Origin of the sequence: Bifidobacterium catulorum, assembly GCF_003129925.1 — a bacterium.
GTDB lineage: Bacteria > Actinomycetota > Actinomycetes > Actinomycetales > Bifidobacteriaceae > Galliscardovia > Galliscardovia catulorum.
Genome location: NZ_QFFN01000008.1, coordinates 1 through 18,064 on the forward strand (window position 1 = coordinate 1; position 18,064 = coordinate 18,064).

At 60.6% G+C, this 18,064-nt stretch carries 12 protein-coding genes and 1 pseudogene; 10 read left to right on the plus strand and 3 right to left on the minus strand.

The window, feature by feature from the left end:
- Nucleotides 1–279 precede the first annotated feature (279 nt).
- The 7 genes from DF200_RS04355 to DF200_RS04385 all read left to right on the plus strand — a co-directional run bounded on the left by DF200_RS04355 (nt 280) and on the right by DF200_RS04385 (nt 8,705).
- Nucleotides 280–2,097 (plus strand): FTR1 family iron permease, encoded by a 1,818-nt coding sequence (locus DF200_RS04355; RefSeq protein ID WP_109137064.1) that lies wholly within the window; start codon nt 280–282, stop codon nt 2,095–2,097.
- Between the two features lie 69 nt (nt 2,098–2,166).
- Nucleotides 2,167–2,847 (plus strand): iron transporter, encoded by a 681-nt coding sequence (locus tag DF200_RS04360; protein WP_109137065.1) that lies wholly within the window; start codon nt 2,167–2,169, stop codon nt 2,845–2,847.
- Nucleotides 2,848–3,101: 254 nt separating this feature from the next.
- Nucleotides 3,102–4,370 carry a DUF2318 domain-containing protein gene (locus DF200_RS04365; RefSeq protein ID WP_109137066.1) on the plus strand — a complete coding sequence of 423 codons (1,269 nt, stop codon included), beginning with the start codon at nt 3,102–3,104 and terminating at the stop codon, nt 4,368–4,370.
- Between the two features lie 9 nt (nt 4,371–4,379).
- The gene (locus tag DF200_RS04370; protein ID WP_109137067.1) at nt 4,380–5,696 is read left to right on the plus strand and encodes an ABC transporter permease; all 1,317 of its coding nucleotides are present in this window, start codon (nt 4,380–4,382) and stop codon (nt 5,694–5,696) included.
- A gap of 4 nt (nt 5,697–5,700) precedes the next feature.
- Entirely contained in the window at nt 5,701–6,981 is a 1,281-nt protein-coding gene (locus DF200_RS04375; protein WP_241520123.1) for an ABC transporter permease, read from the plus strand.
- 119 nt (nt 6,982–7,100) lie between these two features.
- Nucleotides 7,101–7,895, plus strand: coding sequence for an ABC transporter ATP-binding protein (locus tag DF200_RS04380; protein ID WP_109137068.1), 795 nt, complete (start codon nt 7,101–7,103; stop codon nt 7,893–7,895).
- Nucleotides 7,896–8,195: 300 nt separating this feature from the next.
- Nucleotides 8,196–8,705, plus strand: coding sequence for an FMN-binding protein (locus tag DF200_RS04385; protein WP_109137069.1), 510 nt, complete (start codon nt 8,196–8,198; stop codon nt 8,703–8,705).
- A 59-nt stretch (nt 8,706–8,764) separates the two neighbouring features.
- Here DF200_RS04385 and DF200_RS04390 read toward each other — a convergent pair whose 3' ends face one another.
- The 3 genes and pseudogenes from DF200_RS04390 to DF200_RS11310 form a co-directional block, all read right to left on the minus strand.
- A complete protein-coding gene (locus DF200_RS04390; RefSeq protein WP_109137070.1) occupies nt 8,765–10,159 on the minus strand; it encodes a zinc-ribbon domain-containing protein in 1,395 nt (464 codons plus the stop codon).
- A 147-nt stretch (nt 10,160–10,306) separates the two neighbouring features.
- Nucleotides 10,307–11,908 carry a hypothetical protein gene (locus DF200_RS04395; protein ID WP_146192010.1) on the minus strand — a complete coding sequence of 534 codons (1,602 nt, stop codon included), beginning with the start codon at nt 11,906–11,908 and terminating at the stop codon, nt 10,307–10,309.
- Nucleotides 11,909–11,965: 57 nt separating this feature from the next.
- Nucleotides 11,966–12,097, minus strand: a pseudogene (locus tag DF200_RS11310) (zinc-ribbon domain-containing protein); the annotation flags it as partial.
- A gap of 151 nt (nt 12,098–12,248) precedes the next feature.
- Here DF200_RS11310 and DF200_RS04400 point away from each other — a divergent pair.
- The 3 genes from DF200_RS04400 (at nt 12,249) to DF200_RS04410 (ending at nt 18,062) form a co-directional block, all read left to right on the plus strand.
- On the plus strand, nt 12,249–12,701 hold the full coding sequence (locus tag DF200_RS04400; protein WP_109137072.1) for a (deoxy)nucleoside triphosphate pyrophosphohydrolase: 453 nt from the start codon (nt 12,249–12,251) through the stop codon (nt 12,699–12,701).
- 85 nt (nt 12,702–12,786) lie between these two features.
- Nucleotides 12,787–15,915, plus strand: coding sequence for a DUF3427 domain-containing protein (locus tag DF200_RS04405; RefSeq protein ID WP_109137125.1), 3,129 nt, complete (start codon nt 12,787–12,789; stop codon nt 15,913–15,915).
- Between the two features lie 140 nt (nt 15,916–16,055).
- Nucleotides 16,056–18,062 (plus strand): AAA family ATPase, encoded by a 2,007-nt coding sequence (locus DF200_RS04410; protein WP_109137073.1) that lies wholly within the window; start codon nt 16,056–16,058, stop codon nt 18,060–18,062.
- Nucleotides 18,063–18,064 lie beyond the last annotated feature (2 nt).

An 18,064-nucleotide genomic window follows, 5' to 3' on the forward strand; every position in this document is an offset into this window, starting at 1 on the left:
TTCCATACCCGCACACACAAAAGCCCCGGCCACGACGCCGAGGCTCAACACCCCACCACACAAACTGGCGAAGGCTCAAAAATCAAGACTTTATTTTTCCGAGAAACGCTCTTACGTTGTACCTGTGATTTGAGGGATTGCCGAGAATCGCAAGAATTCAAAGGGTTTTCCCGCTTCGGAAGTATGTGTTTCCGAAACAGAAAAATCCTTCGATTTCTGTGCGACACGCCTTGACATGACCGTGAATTCACAAAACAAGAGGTTTTTTGAGAGGAAATCATGCGGTCACGTAATTCGGTGTTCGGCGTCGTCGCGCGCATATGCGCGGCGATGGCGATGCTGCTGATGCTCGTCGCGACGTTCATCGCGGCCCCGTTCGCGCAGACGGCCCAGGCCGCCGACGACACTGGTGCAAGCACGTCATCGACGGACTACGCCACGTGGAGCGCCGTCGCCAAGGCCATCGAATCCGAGCTCGCCGACGGCCAGAAGGCGTACAAGTCCGGCGACAACGCCGGCGCCGCCTCCGATTTCCAGTCGGCGCAGTGGTCGACGTATGAGGCCGCCAACTTCGGCAAGGTCGTCAACGACACGATCGGTGCATCGAAATACCAGAGCCAGACGCAGCAGTTCCAGGACCTGCAGACCAGCGCCTACACCGCCGGCAACGAGAAGGACATCGCGGCCAAGGCAAGCAAGCTTTCCGCGGATCTGAATTCGACCGCCGCCACGCTCGACGGCAACGCCAAGCTGCTCAAGCCGGCCGCCTACGCCAAGGCCCGCGCCGAGCAGACCGCCAAGGAGCGCAAGGCCCTCGACGCCAAAAAGAAGAAGACCACGACCACGGCCAAGACGTGGAAGGACGTCGCCAACGCGATGCTTCCGATTCTCGACGACGCGGCCAAGGCCTATGAGCAGGGCGACGCCGCCAAGGGCGCCACGCTCGTCAACGACGCCTACTACCAGCATTATGAGAAGCTCGGCTTCGAGAAGACCGTGCTGAGCGCCATCAGCGGCAACCGCGTCTCCGAGGTCGAATACCAGTTCAAGCTGTGCCGTTCCTCGATGAACACCGGCAAGCCGGTCTCCGAGGTGAAGCAGAACATCGAACAGCTCAAGTCGATGCTCACCACCGACGCCGCCAAGCTCGATGGTGGCGCCGCCGACCAGGAGGGCGGGGCGCTCAAGTTCCTCACCAGCGCAATCGGCCAGGCGTTCCTCATCCTCATCCGCGAGGGCCTTGAGGCGTTGCTCGTGGTCGCCGCCGTCATCGCCTACCTCGTCAAGTCCGGCAACAAGCGGTTCACCAGGTGGATCTACGTGGGCGTTGTCGCCGGTCTTGTCGGCTCGGGCGTGATCGCCGTCATCTTCACGATCCTGTTCGGCGGCGCCGGCGAGGAGCAGGAGATCATGGAGGGCATCTGCGCCCTGATCGCCATGTTCATGCTGCTGTGGACCAGCAACTGGATGCTGAACAAGTCCTCCGTGGAGGCATGGAACCGGTACATCCGCAACAAGACCGAATCGGCAGTCGCGTCCGCCTCCTCGCAGGCCGAGGCCGGCCACGACGTGGCGTTCGGCACGGTGGTGTCGCTGGCCATGCTGAGCTTCCTCGCCGTGTTCCGCGAAGGCGCCGAGACCGTGATCTTCTACCAGTCGATCTACACGATGAGTCAGGATACGAAGGGCATGTGGATCGGCGGCATCGCCGCCGCGATCGTGCTGGTGATCATCTTCCTCATTATCCGCTTCACGTCGGTGAAGATTCCGATCGGACCGTTCTTCACGGTCACGTCGATTCTGATGTCCGTGCTGGTGGTCGTGTTCGCCGGCGGCGGCGTGCATGCCCTCATCGAGGGCGACCTGCTGCCCGCCATGTATCTGCCGGGCGTGCCGACGAACGACTGGATCGGCCTGTATCCGTATGTCGAATCCATCGTCGCCCAGGTGATTGCGGCCATCGCCGTGATTGCGCTGTTCGTCGTCGGCTTCGCCAGAAAGAACAGGGACAAGGCCCGTCTGGCCGTCGAAAACCCGGCAGACGTGGTCACGGAATCCGATGCCGATGCCGATGCCGACGCGATTGCTCAAAAGTGATCGCAAATCAAGATTTTTGGCAAAGCAATTTACCAATCCAAGTAATACCGATAACTAAAGGATAGAGAAATGAAGAAAAACAAGCTGATGGTTCTCGCCGCCATCGTCCTCTCCGGTGCGCTCGCCCTGTCCGGCTGCGGCAGCTCCAGCTCCTCCAGCTCCAGCTCCGCCAAGTCCGACACCTCGTCGTCCGCCTCCGACAGCTCCTCCAAGGCCGACGCCCCCGGCGACACCGCCGGCTTCGAGGAGGTCCCGGTCGGACCGTCCGGCACCGCCGAGGAGCAGGACAAGCCCGCCGGTCCGCTGACCGTCGGCGCCGTGTACTTCCAGCCGATCGACATGGAGCCCGCCGGCATGGGCCTGAAGGCCGCCGACGCGAGCTTCCACCTTGAGGCCGACATCCACGCCAGCGAGGAAGGCACCGACTACGGCTACGGCAAGGGCGACTTCGTCCCCGACCTGACCGTGAACTACGAGATCGTCGACAAGGCCACCGGCAAGGCGGTCGAAGGCACCGCCACCTCCGGTACGTTCATGCAGATGAACGCCTCCGACGGCCCGCACTACGGCGCCAACGTCAAGCTTGAGAAGGCCGGCACCTACCAGCTCAAGCTTTCCATCCAGTCCCCCGAGAAGAAGGGCTGGATGCTCCACGTCGATCCCGAGACCGGTGTGAAGAACCACAAGTTCTGGACCGAGCCGATCGAGGTCACCTTCGACAACTGGGATTACACCCCGCGCCAGTGGTGAGTCCAGTCGATAGCCGTTCATCCACGAAGCAGGACGGATGAGATGGCGTGACGCTCATGTCACGATCCATGCCGGTGTCGCCGACATCATCCCATCCGTCCGACTTCGTCGGCCGCCTTTCTCTCAAAGGGGAAGGCAAGCGATATGCGAAACCTTCCGCCTGAAAGCTCGAAATCGACGGCGGAAGGATTTTTCGCGTTTTGGCGCGGATTCAAGAAATCCTAAGGAACGCCTAGGAAAGAAGCGAACAACGAATGCTTAAACAGTTTGTGACGGTCATGCCCGGCACGCTGGCGGTTGCGCTGCTGGTGATGTGTCTGGGCGTCATGCTCACCGTCGGCGAGGGCAAGGACAAGCCCGTCAGCGTACACTGGCGCACGTGGGGTTTCTCCATCGGCCTCGTCGCCGCCATCATCTTCGCCGCGCTGCGCGCCACCGCGGTCATCAACCAACGCACCTTCGTCAACTTCCCCCTGCTCATCGCCTGCGTCGTCGTCGACGTGCTGACCATCGCGCTGGTGGCCGCCGCCCACTGGATCGTCAGGGATTGGAAGAAGCATGCGGTCTGGATGCACGTCGCCAACGGCGTGGCCGCCCTGTGCATCGCGCTCACCGTGTTCTACGCCCTACCCGACGTGATCCTCCAGCTGACCATCTGGGTGGAGCCCGGCGACCCGGTCTTCACCTCGGCCATGCTGCTGCGCGCCCTCGGATTCGCCCTGGGTATCGCGGCGTCGGCCGTCATCGCGGCCATCTTCCGCACCATGCGCACCACGGCGGTACGGCCGGCGTTCACCTTCGCCGTGCTCGCCGTGCTCGTCATCCTGCTGTGGCAGCATTCGACCGCCCTGCTGCAGATCATCCAGGTCAAGGTGCTGCTCTTCCCGCACACGCTGTTCGTGTTCCTCGCCTGGTCGCTCAACCACAACTCGTGGATGATCCAGGCGCAGGCCTGGGTGTTCATCGTCCCCGCCATCGCGTCCGTGATCGCCGGTTTCCGTATGCCGCAGACCGGCGCGAACGAGGCCATCGCCCGTACGCACAAGGCGTTCCGACGCCGTGCCGTCGTCACGGCCGTGTGGAGCCTCGTCGCCATGATCGGCGTGACCGCCACGCTCACGTTCGGCGTGGCCGAGATCAACAAGACCCCGACCCTGTCGCCGCCCGAGGCGTATTCGCTCACCAAGACCACCGCCACCATCCCGTTCAGCCAGGTCGAGGACGGCCACCTGCACCGCTTCGAATACAAGGCCAAGGACGGCACCGTGATGCGGTTCATCATCATCAAGAAGAACGGCGGCGCCTACGGCATCGGCCTCGACGCCTGCGACAACTGCGGCGACGCCGGATACTACGAGAAGGACGGCAAGATCATCTGCAAGAAGTGCGAGGTGGCCATCAACCTGGCGACCATCGGCTTCAAGGGCGGATGCAACCCCGTCCCCCTGCCCTACCAGACCGGCAACGGCAAGATCACCATCCATACAGCCGATCTCGACGCATTAAGCGCCCATTTCAAGTAAAGGAGCGAAATGTTCTTTCTGCGAATGATCTATCGCTCGTTCAGCCGCCAGCTTCGTCGGCGGCTGCTCATCGCGCTGACCGTGTGCCTTTCGGCCACGGTCTCGGTGGCGATGCTGGGCGTCGTGTTCGACGTCGGCGACAAGCTCAACGCCGAACTCTCCACATACGGCTCGAACATCACCGTGCAGCCGAAGTCCGACGCGGTGGTCTCCGACCTCTATAACACCGACGGCACCGGGGTCTCCTCACAGACCGACCCGACGTCGTTCCTCAAGGAATCCGACGTGCCGAAGATCAAGACGATCTTCTGGGCGTTCAACATCACGAATTTCGCGCCGCAGCTCAACTTCCACGCGCAGATCTCCAGCAAGGACGGCAAGACGACCGCCCCCGTGACCGGCACGTGGTTCAACAAGCAGCTCAAGCTCTCCACCGGCGAAAGCACCGTGGCCGGCGTCAAGGGCATGCGCTCGTGGTGGCAGCTTGACGGCGCATGGCCGAAGGACGATTCCGACCAGGGCATCATCGGCGCCACGCTCGCCAAGCAGCTCGGCGTCTCCACCGGCGACACGATAACGTTGGACAAGACCACCGCCTCCGGCAAACGCAACGCCCAGCAGATTCGGATCACCGGCGTCTACGATTCCGGCGACGACGACAACGGTGGCCTGTACATCGCATCGTCCACCGCGCAGATGCTCGCCGACCTGCCCGGCTCGGTCGACAAGATCGAGGTCAAGGCGCTTACCACGCCGGAGAACGACCTCGCCCGCAAGGCCGCGAAGAACCCGGCGGCGTTGAGCCAGGAGGAGTGGGAGACCTGGTACTGCACCGCCTACCCAAGCTCCATCGCCTATCAGATCGAGGAAGTGATTCCGGGCGCCGTGGCCAAGCAGGTGCGTCAGGTCGCAGCCCTGCAGGGCAACGTGCTGCAGAAGACGCAGGCCGTGATGATTCTGATGACCGCGTTGAGTCTGCTTGCCGCCGCCGTGGCCGTGGCCAACCTGATGGCCGCCTCCATCTCGGAGCGTTCCAACGAGCTCGCCCTGCTCAAGGCCATCGGCGCGACCGACGGATCGGTATCGCGCCTGATGCTCGCCGAAACCGCGGCGATATCGTTGGTCGGCGCGATCGTCGGCGCATTGCTGGGTTCGGGCGTCGCGCAGATCGTCGGCCATGTGGTGTTCGACTCGGGCATCACGATGCGTCCGATGGTGTTCGTACTGGTGTTCGTGCTGCTGGCGATCACCGTGCTGGTGGCGTCGGCGTCCTCCATTCGTTCCATTCTGAGCCTGCGTCCCGCGGAGGTGCTTCATGGCCGGTAAACCGATGACTTCCAATTCGCGAATGTTCTTCAAGATGCTGTGGGGCGCGGTGTTCCGCCGCCGCTCCCGGGCGATTATGGCGGTGGTGGCGTCCATGGTGGGCGCGGCAACGTTGTTCTGCCTGACGGCGATCTGCATCGCCGTGCCGCAGCAGATGAACGACGAGATGCGTTCCTACGGGGCGAACCTCATCGTCACGCCCATCGAGACCGACGGCCACAAGACCGGCATCGACGACGCGATGGTCGACCACACCACCGAAATGGTGCGGGCCCACGGCACTGCCCGATACGCCACGTATCGTTACGAGAACGTGCGCGTCAATGCCGCTCCGTATGTGATGGCCGGTGTCGACGCCGCGCAGGTGCGCGACCTCAACCATCATTGGAGCGTGGACGGTGATTGGCCGTCGAACGGCTCCGTGCTGATTGGCCGCGACGTGGCCGACGCGCTCGGTGCCGACATCGGCTCCAGCATCACCATCGGATACCGGTCGTCCGACAATTCGGCGTCGTCGTCTTCATCGTCGTCTTCATCGTCGTCGTCGGCGTCGTCATCCGACAATGCCCAAGCCCAAAGCGGCTCGTCCGCGCCGAGCGCGCCGAGCGAAAGCGGTCATGTCTCCAGCGACATCATGGAGACCAAGGGCACCGACTTCCGTGTGGCCGGCATCGTCGACACGGGCGGCAACGAGGATTCCATCATCTACGCCACGTTGAACGACATGCAGAAGCTGACCGGCACCAAACGCGGCGCCGACGTCATCGAATACTCGGCTTCCGCGACCGGCGATGATCTGACCAAAACCGTCACGTCCATCAACGACATGACCTCCATGCATGTCAAGGCGCAGCAGGTCACCAAGATCACATCCTCCGACACGCGCATCATCACCATGCTGCAGACGCTGTTCTGGATCGTCTCGCTCGTCGTCCTCGTGCTCACCCTCGTCGGCGTGTCGACGACGATATCGTCCATCGTCTCCCAGCGCGGCTACGAAATCGGCCTGCGCAAGGCGCTCGGCGCCTCCAGCCGTAGCATCGGCTTGGAATTCTACGTGGAGTCCGCGTTCTACGGGCTCATCGGCGGACTGATAGGTACCGCCGCCGGCTACGGGCTGGCGTACGTTCTCACCACGGTCGTGTTCGGGCGCACGCTGTCGCTCAACTGGCCGCTCGCCATCGGATCGGTCGTCTTCAGCGCGCTGATCGCCGTGCTCGCATCGATTCCGCCCGTCCACCGCGCCAACCGCATCGACCCCGCCGTCGTGCTCCGCGAGGAGTAGCCCCTCTGCCGGCTCCCCCTGATAGGGGGAGCAGCCCGGCGAATGTCGGGCTGAGGGGGTGTGTGAATCCTGTTTGTCATCACAATCCCATTCCGCAACTCATACTAAGGAAATCTCCAATGCTGCTTGAACTCGACCACATCTCCAAGATCTATGGATCGCTGCACGCCGTCGACGACCTGTCGCTCACCGTGCCAGAAGGCGAATGGCTGGCCATCGTCGGCTCGTCCGGCTCCGGCAAGACCACGCTGATGAACATGATCGGCTGCATGGATACGCCGTCCAAGGGCTCCGTCTCGCTCGAAGGCCGTAAGCTGGAGGACCTCAACGCCACGCAGCTGGCCGACGTGCGCAAGAACCTCATCGGACTCGTGTTCCAGAAGTTCTACCTCGTGCCGCATCTGACGGCCGTTGAAAACGTCATGGTCGCTCAGTACTACCATTCCGTCGTCGACGAGAAGCAGGCCATGGAGGCGCTCGACAAGGTCGGTCTCGCCGAACGCGCTCATCATCTGCCCGGCCAGCTTTCCGGCGGCGAACAGCAGCGCGTGTGCATCGCCCGCGCGCTGATCAACTGCCCGAAGCTCATCCTCGCCGATGAACCCACCGGCAATCTCGACGAGAAGAACGAGAAGATCGTGCTCGACCTGTTCCGCGAGCTGCACCGGCAGGGCACCACCATCATCGTCGTCACGCATGACGCGCTCGTCGCCAGCTGTGCCGAACGCGAGATCATGCTCAACCACGGCGTGCTCGTCGGCGAGAAATGGAACGACGACGCCGCGCGCGCCGCATACGAGGCGGCCGGCGGCAAGCCCGCGTCCACCGGGTCGAAGGCCGAGGGCGCGCAGAACGGCGACGCCCCGGTCGGGTTCGAGGATCCCACCAAGGCCGCGAAAACAGGCGGCGAGTAATCGCACGAGGCTGACGATTATGCTCCGGCTCCCTCTGCGAAGTAGGGGGAGCCGTCATGCAAAGCATGACTGAGGGAGAGACCACCACAACCCTGCCCCGGCTCCCTCTGCGAAGTAGGGGGAGCTGTCATGCAAAGCATGACTGAGGGGGTCTGCCGCGATCATGCCCCGGCTCCCTCTGATGAGGGAGCTGTCAGCGTAGCTGACTGAGGGAGAGACCGACACCTCCATCAGCCGCACCCTCACTGCAATCATGAGACCGTTACGACTACACTGCTGTTTCGGAAGGAGACCATCATCATGACTCATAAGACCTCCGTCGCCGTCAAGACCGCGGCCACCGCATTCGCCGGCCTGGTCGTGGCGGGCGCACTGCTCGGCGGCTGCGGCGACCCCAAATCCAAGGCCGTGCCGATGGACGACGAATACGCCGGCAGCTCGGGTGAATCCACGACGTCGCCGTCGTCCAGCGCAAGTCCGTCCGCCTCGTCGTCGGCCTCCACCAAGGACACCGGCAAATACAAGGATGGCACGTACGCCATCAAGGGCCAGTATGGTCCGGTCGGCGAGGATAGCATCGACGTCACGTTGAAGGTCGCCGACGGCAAGGTCGCCGACGTGCAGGTCGTGGGGCATCCGTTCACCACGATCTCGAAGAACCATCAGAACGATTTCATCAAGGCCATTCCCGGCGTCGTGGAAGGCAAGCCGCTCAAGGGTCTGAAGGTCGACAAGGTGGCCGGTGCCAGCTGGACGTCCGACGCCTTCAACAAAGCCCTCGACGTCGCCCGCGACCAGGCTTCGGAGTAGCATCCTCGGGCCTGTCCTGCGGTCCGGTCCGAGGAATCCGGCTTTAGGGGACTCCGGCTTCAGGAAACCCCGAGGTACACTTGGCCGTCCGAGGTCATGATCTTCGGGGAGTTGCGTATTTTGTCGGCACCGAGGTAGCCTCTGGTCATCTCGTCCACCGGGGCGTCCGTTCCCGCAGGATAATACGTCAGCGTCTTGCCGTTGGACAGCCGCCACGTGGACGAGCCGCCGTTGCCGGTGAACGACTGGGACACATAGCTTCCGGACCATAAGGTGCTGCCGCTGTCCATCTTACTGGCGCTGCAGTCGGCGGAGACCCTCACGCCGACGGCTTGCATCGCATATGTTCCCGCCATCGATGCGCAACGGTTTGTGTCGGCGGCGGCCTGTCGTTTCTGATTTTCGGCGGCCTTCTTTCGTGCTTCGGCCGCCTGTTTGGCGCTGACCGAGCCATTGACCTTGCCCATCGCCGATTTCACGTTGCTGTTGGATGCATCCATCTGTTTGGCCGCGTTCTTCGCGTTCGACGCGTTCGTGGAGCTTGCCGCTTTGCCGTCGCCGCCGTTCGCCTTCGCCGTCTTCCAGCTTGAATCGTTCTGATATTTCTCCAGCAGCTTCAGCGCCTCGTCGATGGCCTTTTTCAGGTCGGTGCGGGTGGAGTCGTCGGCCACCTTGCCGTTAGAACTGGTCATGAGCTGTTGTGCGCCGTCGACCGTGGATTGCAGTGTGCTGCGTGACGTCGTGACGGTTTTGGCGGACTGGCCGTCATAGACCGCCTGCGTGCCGGTGTCGAATGCCGTGACCTGATCGTTGGTGCTGTCGGTGGTGTTGTTGAGGTCGTCGGTGTGCTGCCGGAGCACGTTCGCGGTGAGGTCTGGGCTGCATGCGTCGGCCGATTTCGAGGTCTTGCCGTCGGCATCGCCGGACGTGGATTGTTTGGTCAGTTTCTTCAAATCGTCGATGGTCTGCGGGTCGCTTACGTCGCTGGATTTGGTCTTCGACGCCTTTTCGGCTTCGGATTTCGCCGTCTTGAGCTTGGCTTCGGCGTTGGCGAGCGCGGTCTGCGCGTCGACACATGCGGCGAGCGCGGTTTCGTGGCTTCGGTTTTTCCCGAGCATGACCATTCCCGCGGCGATGACCAGCGCCACGACGATCATGATTGCGAGGATGATGACGCGTTGGCGTTTGGATTGCGGGGGGTCGGTGGGGGAGGCGCCGCCGGGGATGGGGGCGAGGCCACCGTGCGCCGGGGACGCGGGCGGCATCGGGACGGGATTCGTCGTCGAATGCGGCATGGGCACCGGCGTCGAAGAGGCACCGGGCAGGGGCACCGGTTCGGGGGCTGGTATTGCCGTATTCGCGAACGTTGTTCCGCATTTCATGCAGAATCTGGCGTTCCGCGGGGATTGTGCCCCACAGCTTGGGCAGAATCGCATGGTCTGGCTGCCGCTCATTCCGTCTCCTTCGCATCACGACTTACTGTAAGTAAGCACTTTTATGATAACGAGGGTATCGCCCCGGGGCGGGCATCGTCGTAGATTCTACGGGACGGTGGAAGGGCCCGCGAGACGACGGAAGACGCCCGCCCGCGTTTATTCCGTTCATTGCTTGACGTACGGGGTGCCGTCCGACGTCTGGATCTGCGGCTTGTTCGGGCCGCTGCCGCCGCCGGCGCTTTGCATGTACTGTTTGATCCACGGTGCCGTGGTGCCGGCGGGGTAGTAGGTGAGCGACTTGCCGTTCGACAGCTTCCACGTGCCCGACTGGTACGAGTTCGGCACGTAGGTGCCGGACCATCCGTTGCTGCCGGTCTCGTCGACCGTCGAGGCGCCGCAGCTGGCATACACCACCAGCGTGACGCTGCCCTGCCACATGCCGTATCGGCCGGCAATCGACGCGCAACGGGTCTTGTCGGCCGCGGCCTCGGCCTTCTTCTGCTCCTCGGCGCGCTTCTTCGCCTCTTCCGCGGCCTTCTTCTTCGCATCGGCCGCCTGCTTGGCGCTGACCGACTTGTTGACCGAGGCCATCGCCGATTTCACGGTGTCGTTGGACGTGGTCATCTCCTTGGCGGCGCCGTCGGGATTGGATTTCCAACTCGAATCGTCCTTGTATTTGTCCAGCAGTTTCAGCGCCTCGTCGATGGCCTTCTTCAGATCGGTGCGGGTGGAGTCGTCGGCCACCTTGCCGTTGGAGCTGGTCATGAGCTGTTGTGCGCCGTCGGTCGTGGACTGCAGCGTGTCACGCGACGTCGTGACGGTCTTGGCGGATTGCCCGTCGCGGACCGCCTTCGTGCCGTCGTCGAGTTTGGTGACGAGTTCGGTGCGTTTGTCGGCCGCACGGTTCAAGGTGTCGGCGTGCTGTTGGAGCACGTTCGCCTTGAGGTCGGGGCTGCATGCGTTGGCGGATTTCGTGTCGTCGACGCTGCCGCCGACGTTGGTCGTCGTCAGGGTCTTCAGATTATCGATGGTCTGCGGGTCGCTTACGTCGCTGGATTTGGTCTTCGTCGCCTCTTCGGCGGTCGTCTTGGATTTCTTCAGCGACTGGTCGGCGTTGGCGAGCGCGGTCTGCGCGTCGTTGCATGCGGCGAGCGCGGTGTCGTGACGCCGGTTCATGCCGAATACGACGATGCCGGCCGCGATGACCAGCGCGACGACGACCATGGCCGCGATGATGATGATTCGTTTGCGGCGGCCGCCGTCGTTGCCGTTGTCGGGATTGGTGTTGCCGGCAGGGGATTCCCCGCTCTTGATCGGGGGTAGCGGACCAGCACCATCGCCGCCATTGGCGCCGTTGCCGAAGTCACCGGTGCCGTTGCCGTCGCCCGGCATCGGCACGGGCGCTTCGTTCTCGCTTTCCACGACGCGGGGCATCGGCACCGGGGGTTCGGACGGTGCATGCGACCCCGTCTGCATGATTCGCGTCGGCTGTGCGTTGCCGCCGGGCATGGGAATCGCCTCCGTGCGTGCGACCAGCTGCTCCAGCGGCTTGTTTTCCGTGCCTGCCGCAAGTCCCCCGCCAAGGCCTCCTTGTGTGGGAGGCAGCACGGTGGTCGCTGCGGGTTCGGCGGGTTCGGTGTTTTGCCCGGCCAGGATCGTGGCGTCCGGATCGTTGGGATCGGTGGTGATGACGGTCGTCGGGTGTTCTCCCGGCATGGGGACCGGCGGCTGCACGACGGTGGCCGCCGTCTGTTCCGTAGCCGCCACGTGTTGCGTTGTTGCGCCTGCCGGCGTTGCCGCAGTCGCCGCCGCGGCGAACGGCCGTCCGCATTTCACGCAGAAATTGGTGCCGTCCTTTCGCGGCGTTCCGCATTTGGGACAGAATCTCTCCGGATTGTTGCTCATCGTGGTTCCTCTCAATTCTCCGCGTTGACTCATGCGCGTCGACGTTGCCATGCGAAATGCTCCCCGTATTGTCGCTGACCACCAGATTACCCTCTTATGGTCGCCATTTCCGCATGGATTCCGCGGTTTTCGGGAGGATTGGCCGGTATCCTGGTGGACGGTATGGGAATACTACGATTCGGATGAGGAGTTGCAGGGCACTATGAGCGAAAATTCGGGCAATGCCGTGTCGGACGCCGCTTCTTCGGCACCGCGCAAGCGGATTCGTGTGGTCGGCGCGGCCATCGTACGCGACGGCATGGTGATGTGCGCCCAGCGTGGCGGCGGCAAGCAGTTGAGCGGGAAATGGGAGTTCCCCGGTGGCAAGATCGAACCGCATGAGACCCCGCGCGAGGCACTGCACCGTGAGATCGAGGAGGAGCTGCTCTGCGAGGTCGAGATCGGCGACGAGGTCTGCACGGATTCATACGACTACGATTTCGGCACCGTCACGCTCACCGTGTTCATCTGCCATCTGCTTTCCGGCGAGCCCCGCCGCACTGAGCATCAGGAGTTCCGTTGGCTCGAACCCGCCGACATGCCCACCCTCGACTGGGCCCCCGCCGACCACAAGGCCGTAAGCATGATCTCCACAATGGACGTCGCGAGGAAGTGAACGAATCATGAACGACAACGAACCGATTGATGGGCCCAAGCCGACGACTGATGATTGTGACGTCGACATCGAACGACGTTCGACGATGTCGCATATCGACAATGCCTTGGCATCGTTGATGCAGGCCGATGTATCTTCGGGGCTCATACGTGAGAATGCCGATGTTCCTGGAGACTATGCGCCGAAGCTGATCGCGAACCGCTCGGGGCTGACGATGAAGGACGAGCTTGGCACCGAACTCGAACAATGCGATGATTTCGACATGTCGGTCGCGTTCGTCAAGTCGGCCGCGGTCCGCAGTCTGCAGCAGCGGTTCTCCGATTGGCATGATGGCCGGGAGAATGAGGGCACCGGCCGCATCATCACCTCGACCAAGGGGTATTTCAACGATCCCAAGGCGTTCTGGGAACTTCTCGGCGTGAAAAACAAATACGGCATCGACGTTCGTATCTGGAACGATGATCCGGCGGCCGAGAAAGGCCGAGACCCGAAATTCCATCCCAAGGGCTACGTGTTCACCAGGAAATCCAAGGACGGCAAACCATACTTCAATCTCTACGTCGGCAGCTCGAACCTCACTTCGCTTGCGCTCAATGGCATCCAGCGCGAATGGAACCTCAAAGTCTCGTCACTGCCTGAGGGAGAACTCGTGCGTCAGTTCCGCGAGGAACTTGACGAGCAGATGGACGAATCGACGCCGTTGACCGAAGAGTGGATCAAACAATACGAGGAGGATTTCAAAAAATATGCGCCGCCACGTCGTGAAATCCTCAAATCCCTGGAGAACCATGAGATCACGCCGAACGACATGCAGGCGGAAGCGCTCGCGAACCTGAGGAAGCTGCGTGACGCCGGCGAGCATCGTGCGATCATCGTCTCCGCCACCGGTACGGGCAAAACCTATCTTTCGGCGTTTGATGTAAGACAGTATCATCCGAAACGGATGCTGTATATCGCCCAGCAGTATCAGATTCTTCGGGCGGCGATGACATCATATCAGCGTGTTCTTGAATGCTCCGAGGAGGAACTCGGTCTGTTCACCGGCAGCAGCAAGGAGCGCGATCGGAAATACGTGTTCGCCACCATTCAGACGCTCGGCCGCGAGGACGTGCTGGAACAGTTCGCGCCTGATGAATTCGACTATATTCTCGTCGATGAGGTGCATCATGCCGGCGCCGCCAGCTATCAGCGCGTCATCGACCATTTCAAGGACGCCGATTTCATGCTCGGCATGACGGCGACCCCGGAACGTACCGATGGCATCAACATCTTCAAACTGTTCGGATACAACATCGCCTACGAAATCCGTCTGGGTAAGGCACTGGAAGAGAACATGCTGTGTCCGTTCGAATACAACGGCGTGGGCGAATACCTCGGCGACGACGGGGAATCCATCGATATCGCGCATGGAGCCTCGTCGAAAGAGTCCGGGCAGCTCACCTATGAGATCAGCCAGCTGGCTTCGGAGCAACGCGTCCGGTACATCATCGACAAACTCCAGCAATACGGCCAGTATCATCAGCAGATCACGGGACTGGTGTTCTGCAGCCGCCAGGAGGAGGCCGAAGCGCTGTCCGACCTGTTCAACCGGCACTACAACCAGCAGATGGAACGCAATTACCGGACGGCCGCCGTCACCAGCGGCAGGTATCCGAAACAGGAGGATCGCGAGCCGCTTATCAAACAGCTCGAAAACGGCGAGCTCGACTACCTGTTCACCGTCGACCTGTTCAACGAAGGCGTCGACATCCCCGCGGTGAACCAGATTGTGATGCTGCGCAATACGCAATCCAGCATCGTCTTCACCCAGCAGCTCGGTCGAGGACTGCGCAAGTTCCCCCATAAGGAAAGCGTCGTCGTCATCGATTTCATCGGCAATTACGCGAACAACTACCTTATCCCGATCGCTCTGTATGGCAATACCGGCGACCGAGACATCGCACGCAAGAACCTGCAGCGTACGTCGATAGGGTTGTCGTCAATCAGTTTCGACCGGATTGCGCGTGAACGTATCCTGAAATCGCTGGACACCGCCGACTGGTCCGACATGAGGAAACTGACCGAGCAGTATCGGCAGATCCGATACGAATACGGCCGTATCCCCATGCTGACCGACGTCTACGATTATGATTCCTCATTGCCGATGACCCTGGCGGCGAAGAAAAGCAACTATCTGGAGTTCGTAAGGTCTCGTGAGCAGAGTCTCAGCCGTGGCAGGAATGCCGAAGATGATTTCCTCGGCCAACTCGATCCGGTCTCCGACATCGAGAACGGCATTCTGAAAATGGCCACCGCTGTTTTGCTTCCGGGATTGCGCCCGCACGAGCTGGTGATCCTCGACGAACTGTGCGGTTTTTCTGAGGAACGGCTTGGCAAAGATACGGATGCGGCGCCGGATTGGCGGCCATCGCCCGCGATCCGGGATGACGACCTCGCCGACATCATACGGGACCGCTTCCCCGAGGCCTATATCACGCCGGATCAGCTTGAATCCGCCATTCATGTACTCGATTATTCGTATTTCGATGCAAGCCGCAAACGGTTCGGAGGAACGCCGTTGGTTGAGCGTGACGACGACGGCATGTGCCGGCTCACGGAGGATTTCGCCGACATGCTCGCCGCGAATCGTACGTTCTGCATCTTCTTCGCCGACACGTTACGTGTCGGGTTGCGCAATTGCCGGGATCTTTGCGCCCGGTCCCGTGATAGCCGTCATCCGCTCGACCGCGGTTTCCTGTATGAACAGAAGTATTCACTTGCCGATGTGATGCGGCTGTGCGGATGGCATAAGGAACTCAACGGGCAGAACGTCGGCGGCTACTTCCGCCACAAGGAGACCGGCACCATGCCGATCTTCGTCAAATATGCCGCCAGCCAATACGAAGACCGGTTCCTCAATCCTCAGGAGATGGAATGGTTCAGCAAGAACGGGCGTACGCCGAATTCCCCGGAGTTCCAGTGGATGCGTGAAGGTTCCGGTCCGGAATGGCGGCGGACGCATTTCATTCCGTTGTTCGTCATGCGGCGTGAGGAGGCCGAAGATAAGAAGTACTACTACGTCGGTCATGTCACGTCGCTGGAGCGGGCGGAGTTGACGACGAAGCCGGATGCGACCGGGGAGAAGACCGTGAACGTCACGTTGTCCACGCTCCGGCTGGAACGGCCGCTTGATATGGAGCTCTACCGGCATATCAGCGGCCAGAGTGCGGCGTGAGCGGTGGAGCATGACTCCCCGTCCGGTTTCCTGAATTGTCCGTAATCGTACGCGTAAGCTTATGATTACGGGCAATTTGATAAGAGGCCAAAGTAGGCGATGTACGATGGCGGCATCGCCTACCATGTTGGAGGTCTGTCATGGCTGAAGTTCAGGAATTCAAGGATGTGTTCGCCCAGAAAGATGGTCGTATCTTTGCATTGCTGATTTCCGTTGATGGGCGCGGGCATACGAGCTATACGGGGAAATTATCGCTTGACTATTGCAAAGCCGGGCAATCCTTCGACGTGCCAGTGGGGTTGATCTCCTCCAAGCGGTGCCATGATGGTGATGTGGTTCTTGTATTCGCCAAGCTGGATGGCGAAGAATCACGATCCATGTTCCAATTGGTCGATGTTCAGGATATTCCGTTTGTCAAAACGCATTCGGGCAAGTCACACTCGACTGACAATGCCGACCTCGAAAACAATGGAATACGAAGTGGTTCCATTGAATTTATCGGCAAGACGGTGCCGTTGCAGGACTTCTACGAGCAATATCAGAACCGAATTATTCTGCGGCTTGAAGACGCAGATCGTCCCCCGACTTGGCCGTGCCTGCTGGACTACAACGACGTGTTCTATGCGACGTGCGATATTGATGGGAATCGTCCGTCGTCGTATAACGATGTGGAAAGACGTCAGCAGCTGTTCGAGCAGTGGTTGAAGCGGGATCCATCGGTTGGGGATGATTCGCGTAGGAATTATGTCAAAGCCTTGGCGCAATTCAAAAAAACGTATTTTGTACCGACCAAGAAAAAGAATCTTCCTCAAATGGTTCACGGGGTACTGAACGATGAGGGAAAAGATCCTTTTGACGTGGTAGAAGCTCCGTATGCGAATATTTTTTCGTACATTGATGATGTTGCGTTGCGAAATCTCAGGGATGTGTGGTCCCCGGTAAGAAAGCTTTATGATTCTCGACAGGCAACGCCTGTAGAAAAGTTCCTTGGCAAGGTGGTCGATCCCGAACGGAAGACGGTCAGACTTTACCCGGCTGGCGAACCGGGGAATGCGGGTAGTACGTCTGCCGCCATCGGTAAATACATAGAATTTCTATGCGACGGTTCTTCCGATTCCGCCTACAACCTCATCTATTTTGGCGCACCCGGTACGGGCAAGAGCACCAAGATGAATCAGGAATTACGACGATTCATCGACGATGATGGTCGCAAACGCTATGAGCGAGTCACGTTCTATCCGGATTATCTGCATGCGCAGTTCGTCGGCTCATATCGTCCGAAGGCAGTTGAATCCCCAATCCAAGCCATGGACGTACCATTCGATGGTGCCAAGAACGATTCCGAATCCAGTGCCAAGCCGAAGTTCACCTATGCATTCGCTCCGGGCCCGTTCACCCGCGTGTTGGTGAATGCATTGAATGAGAAAGACCACGAATTCGCCTTGGCCATCGAGGAAATCAACCGTGCGGATCCAGCTGCGGTCTTCGGCGATATCTTCCAGCTATTGGACCGTGACGCCCATGGTAAAAGCGAGTTTCCCATCTCCGTCAGTGAGGATATGAAGGCATATCTTTGGCGGAAATTGAGCGATGTCGGCAAAGTGAATCTATTCGGGCTCCTCGGGCGGGAAGCGTCTGGGGAAAAGTCCGGTTCGGGAATTCCCGAACCGGAGACGTTGTCTATCGTGCTGCCTCCCAACATGGTCATATGGGCTACGATGAATTCCGCTGATCAAGGTGTGTACCCGTTGGATACCGCATTCAAGCGGCGTTGGAATTTCCGCTATGTCGGGATCGATGACGGTGAAGATGCGATCTCCGACGCGGAGTGGAAGGAAGGGCGTCGCCGGATCAACGCATTGCTGCTGAATAAGGCGAAGGTCAACGAAGATAAGTTGTTGGGGCCGTTCTTCTTAGGAAGCACCGATCTGGAGTTCGGCACGCCTGAATTCGATGAAGCGTTCAAAAACAAGGTCATCATGTATCTGTTCGATGATGCGGCGAGGTATGCGCGTGACAAGGTCTTTGATACAGGTGTCGTACGTGAAGCTATGGAATCCCGGCATGGCACGTATATAGGGCTGACGCTGAGTGCGTTGTTCGAAGCCTGGGATGAGAAGCATTTCGAGATCTTCGGGACGCTCTGACC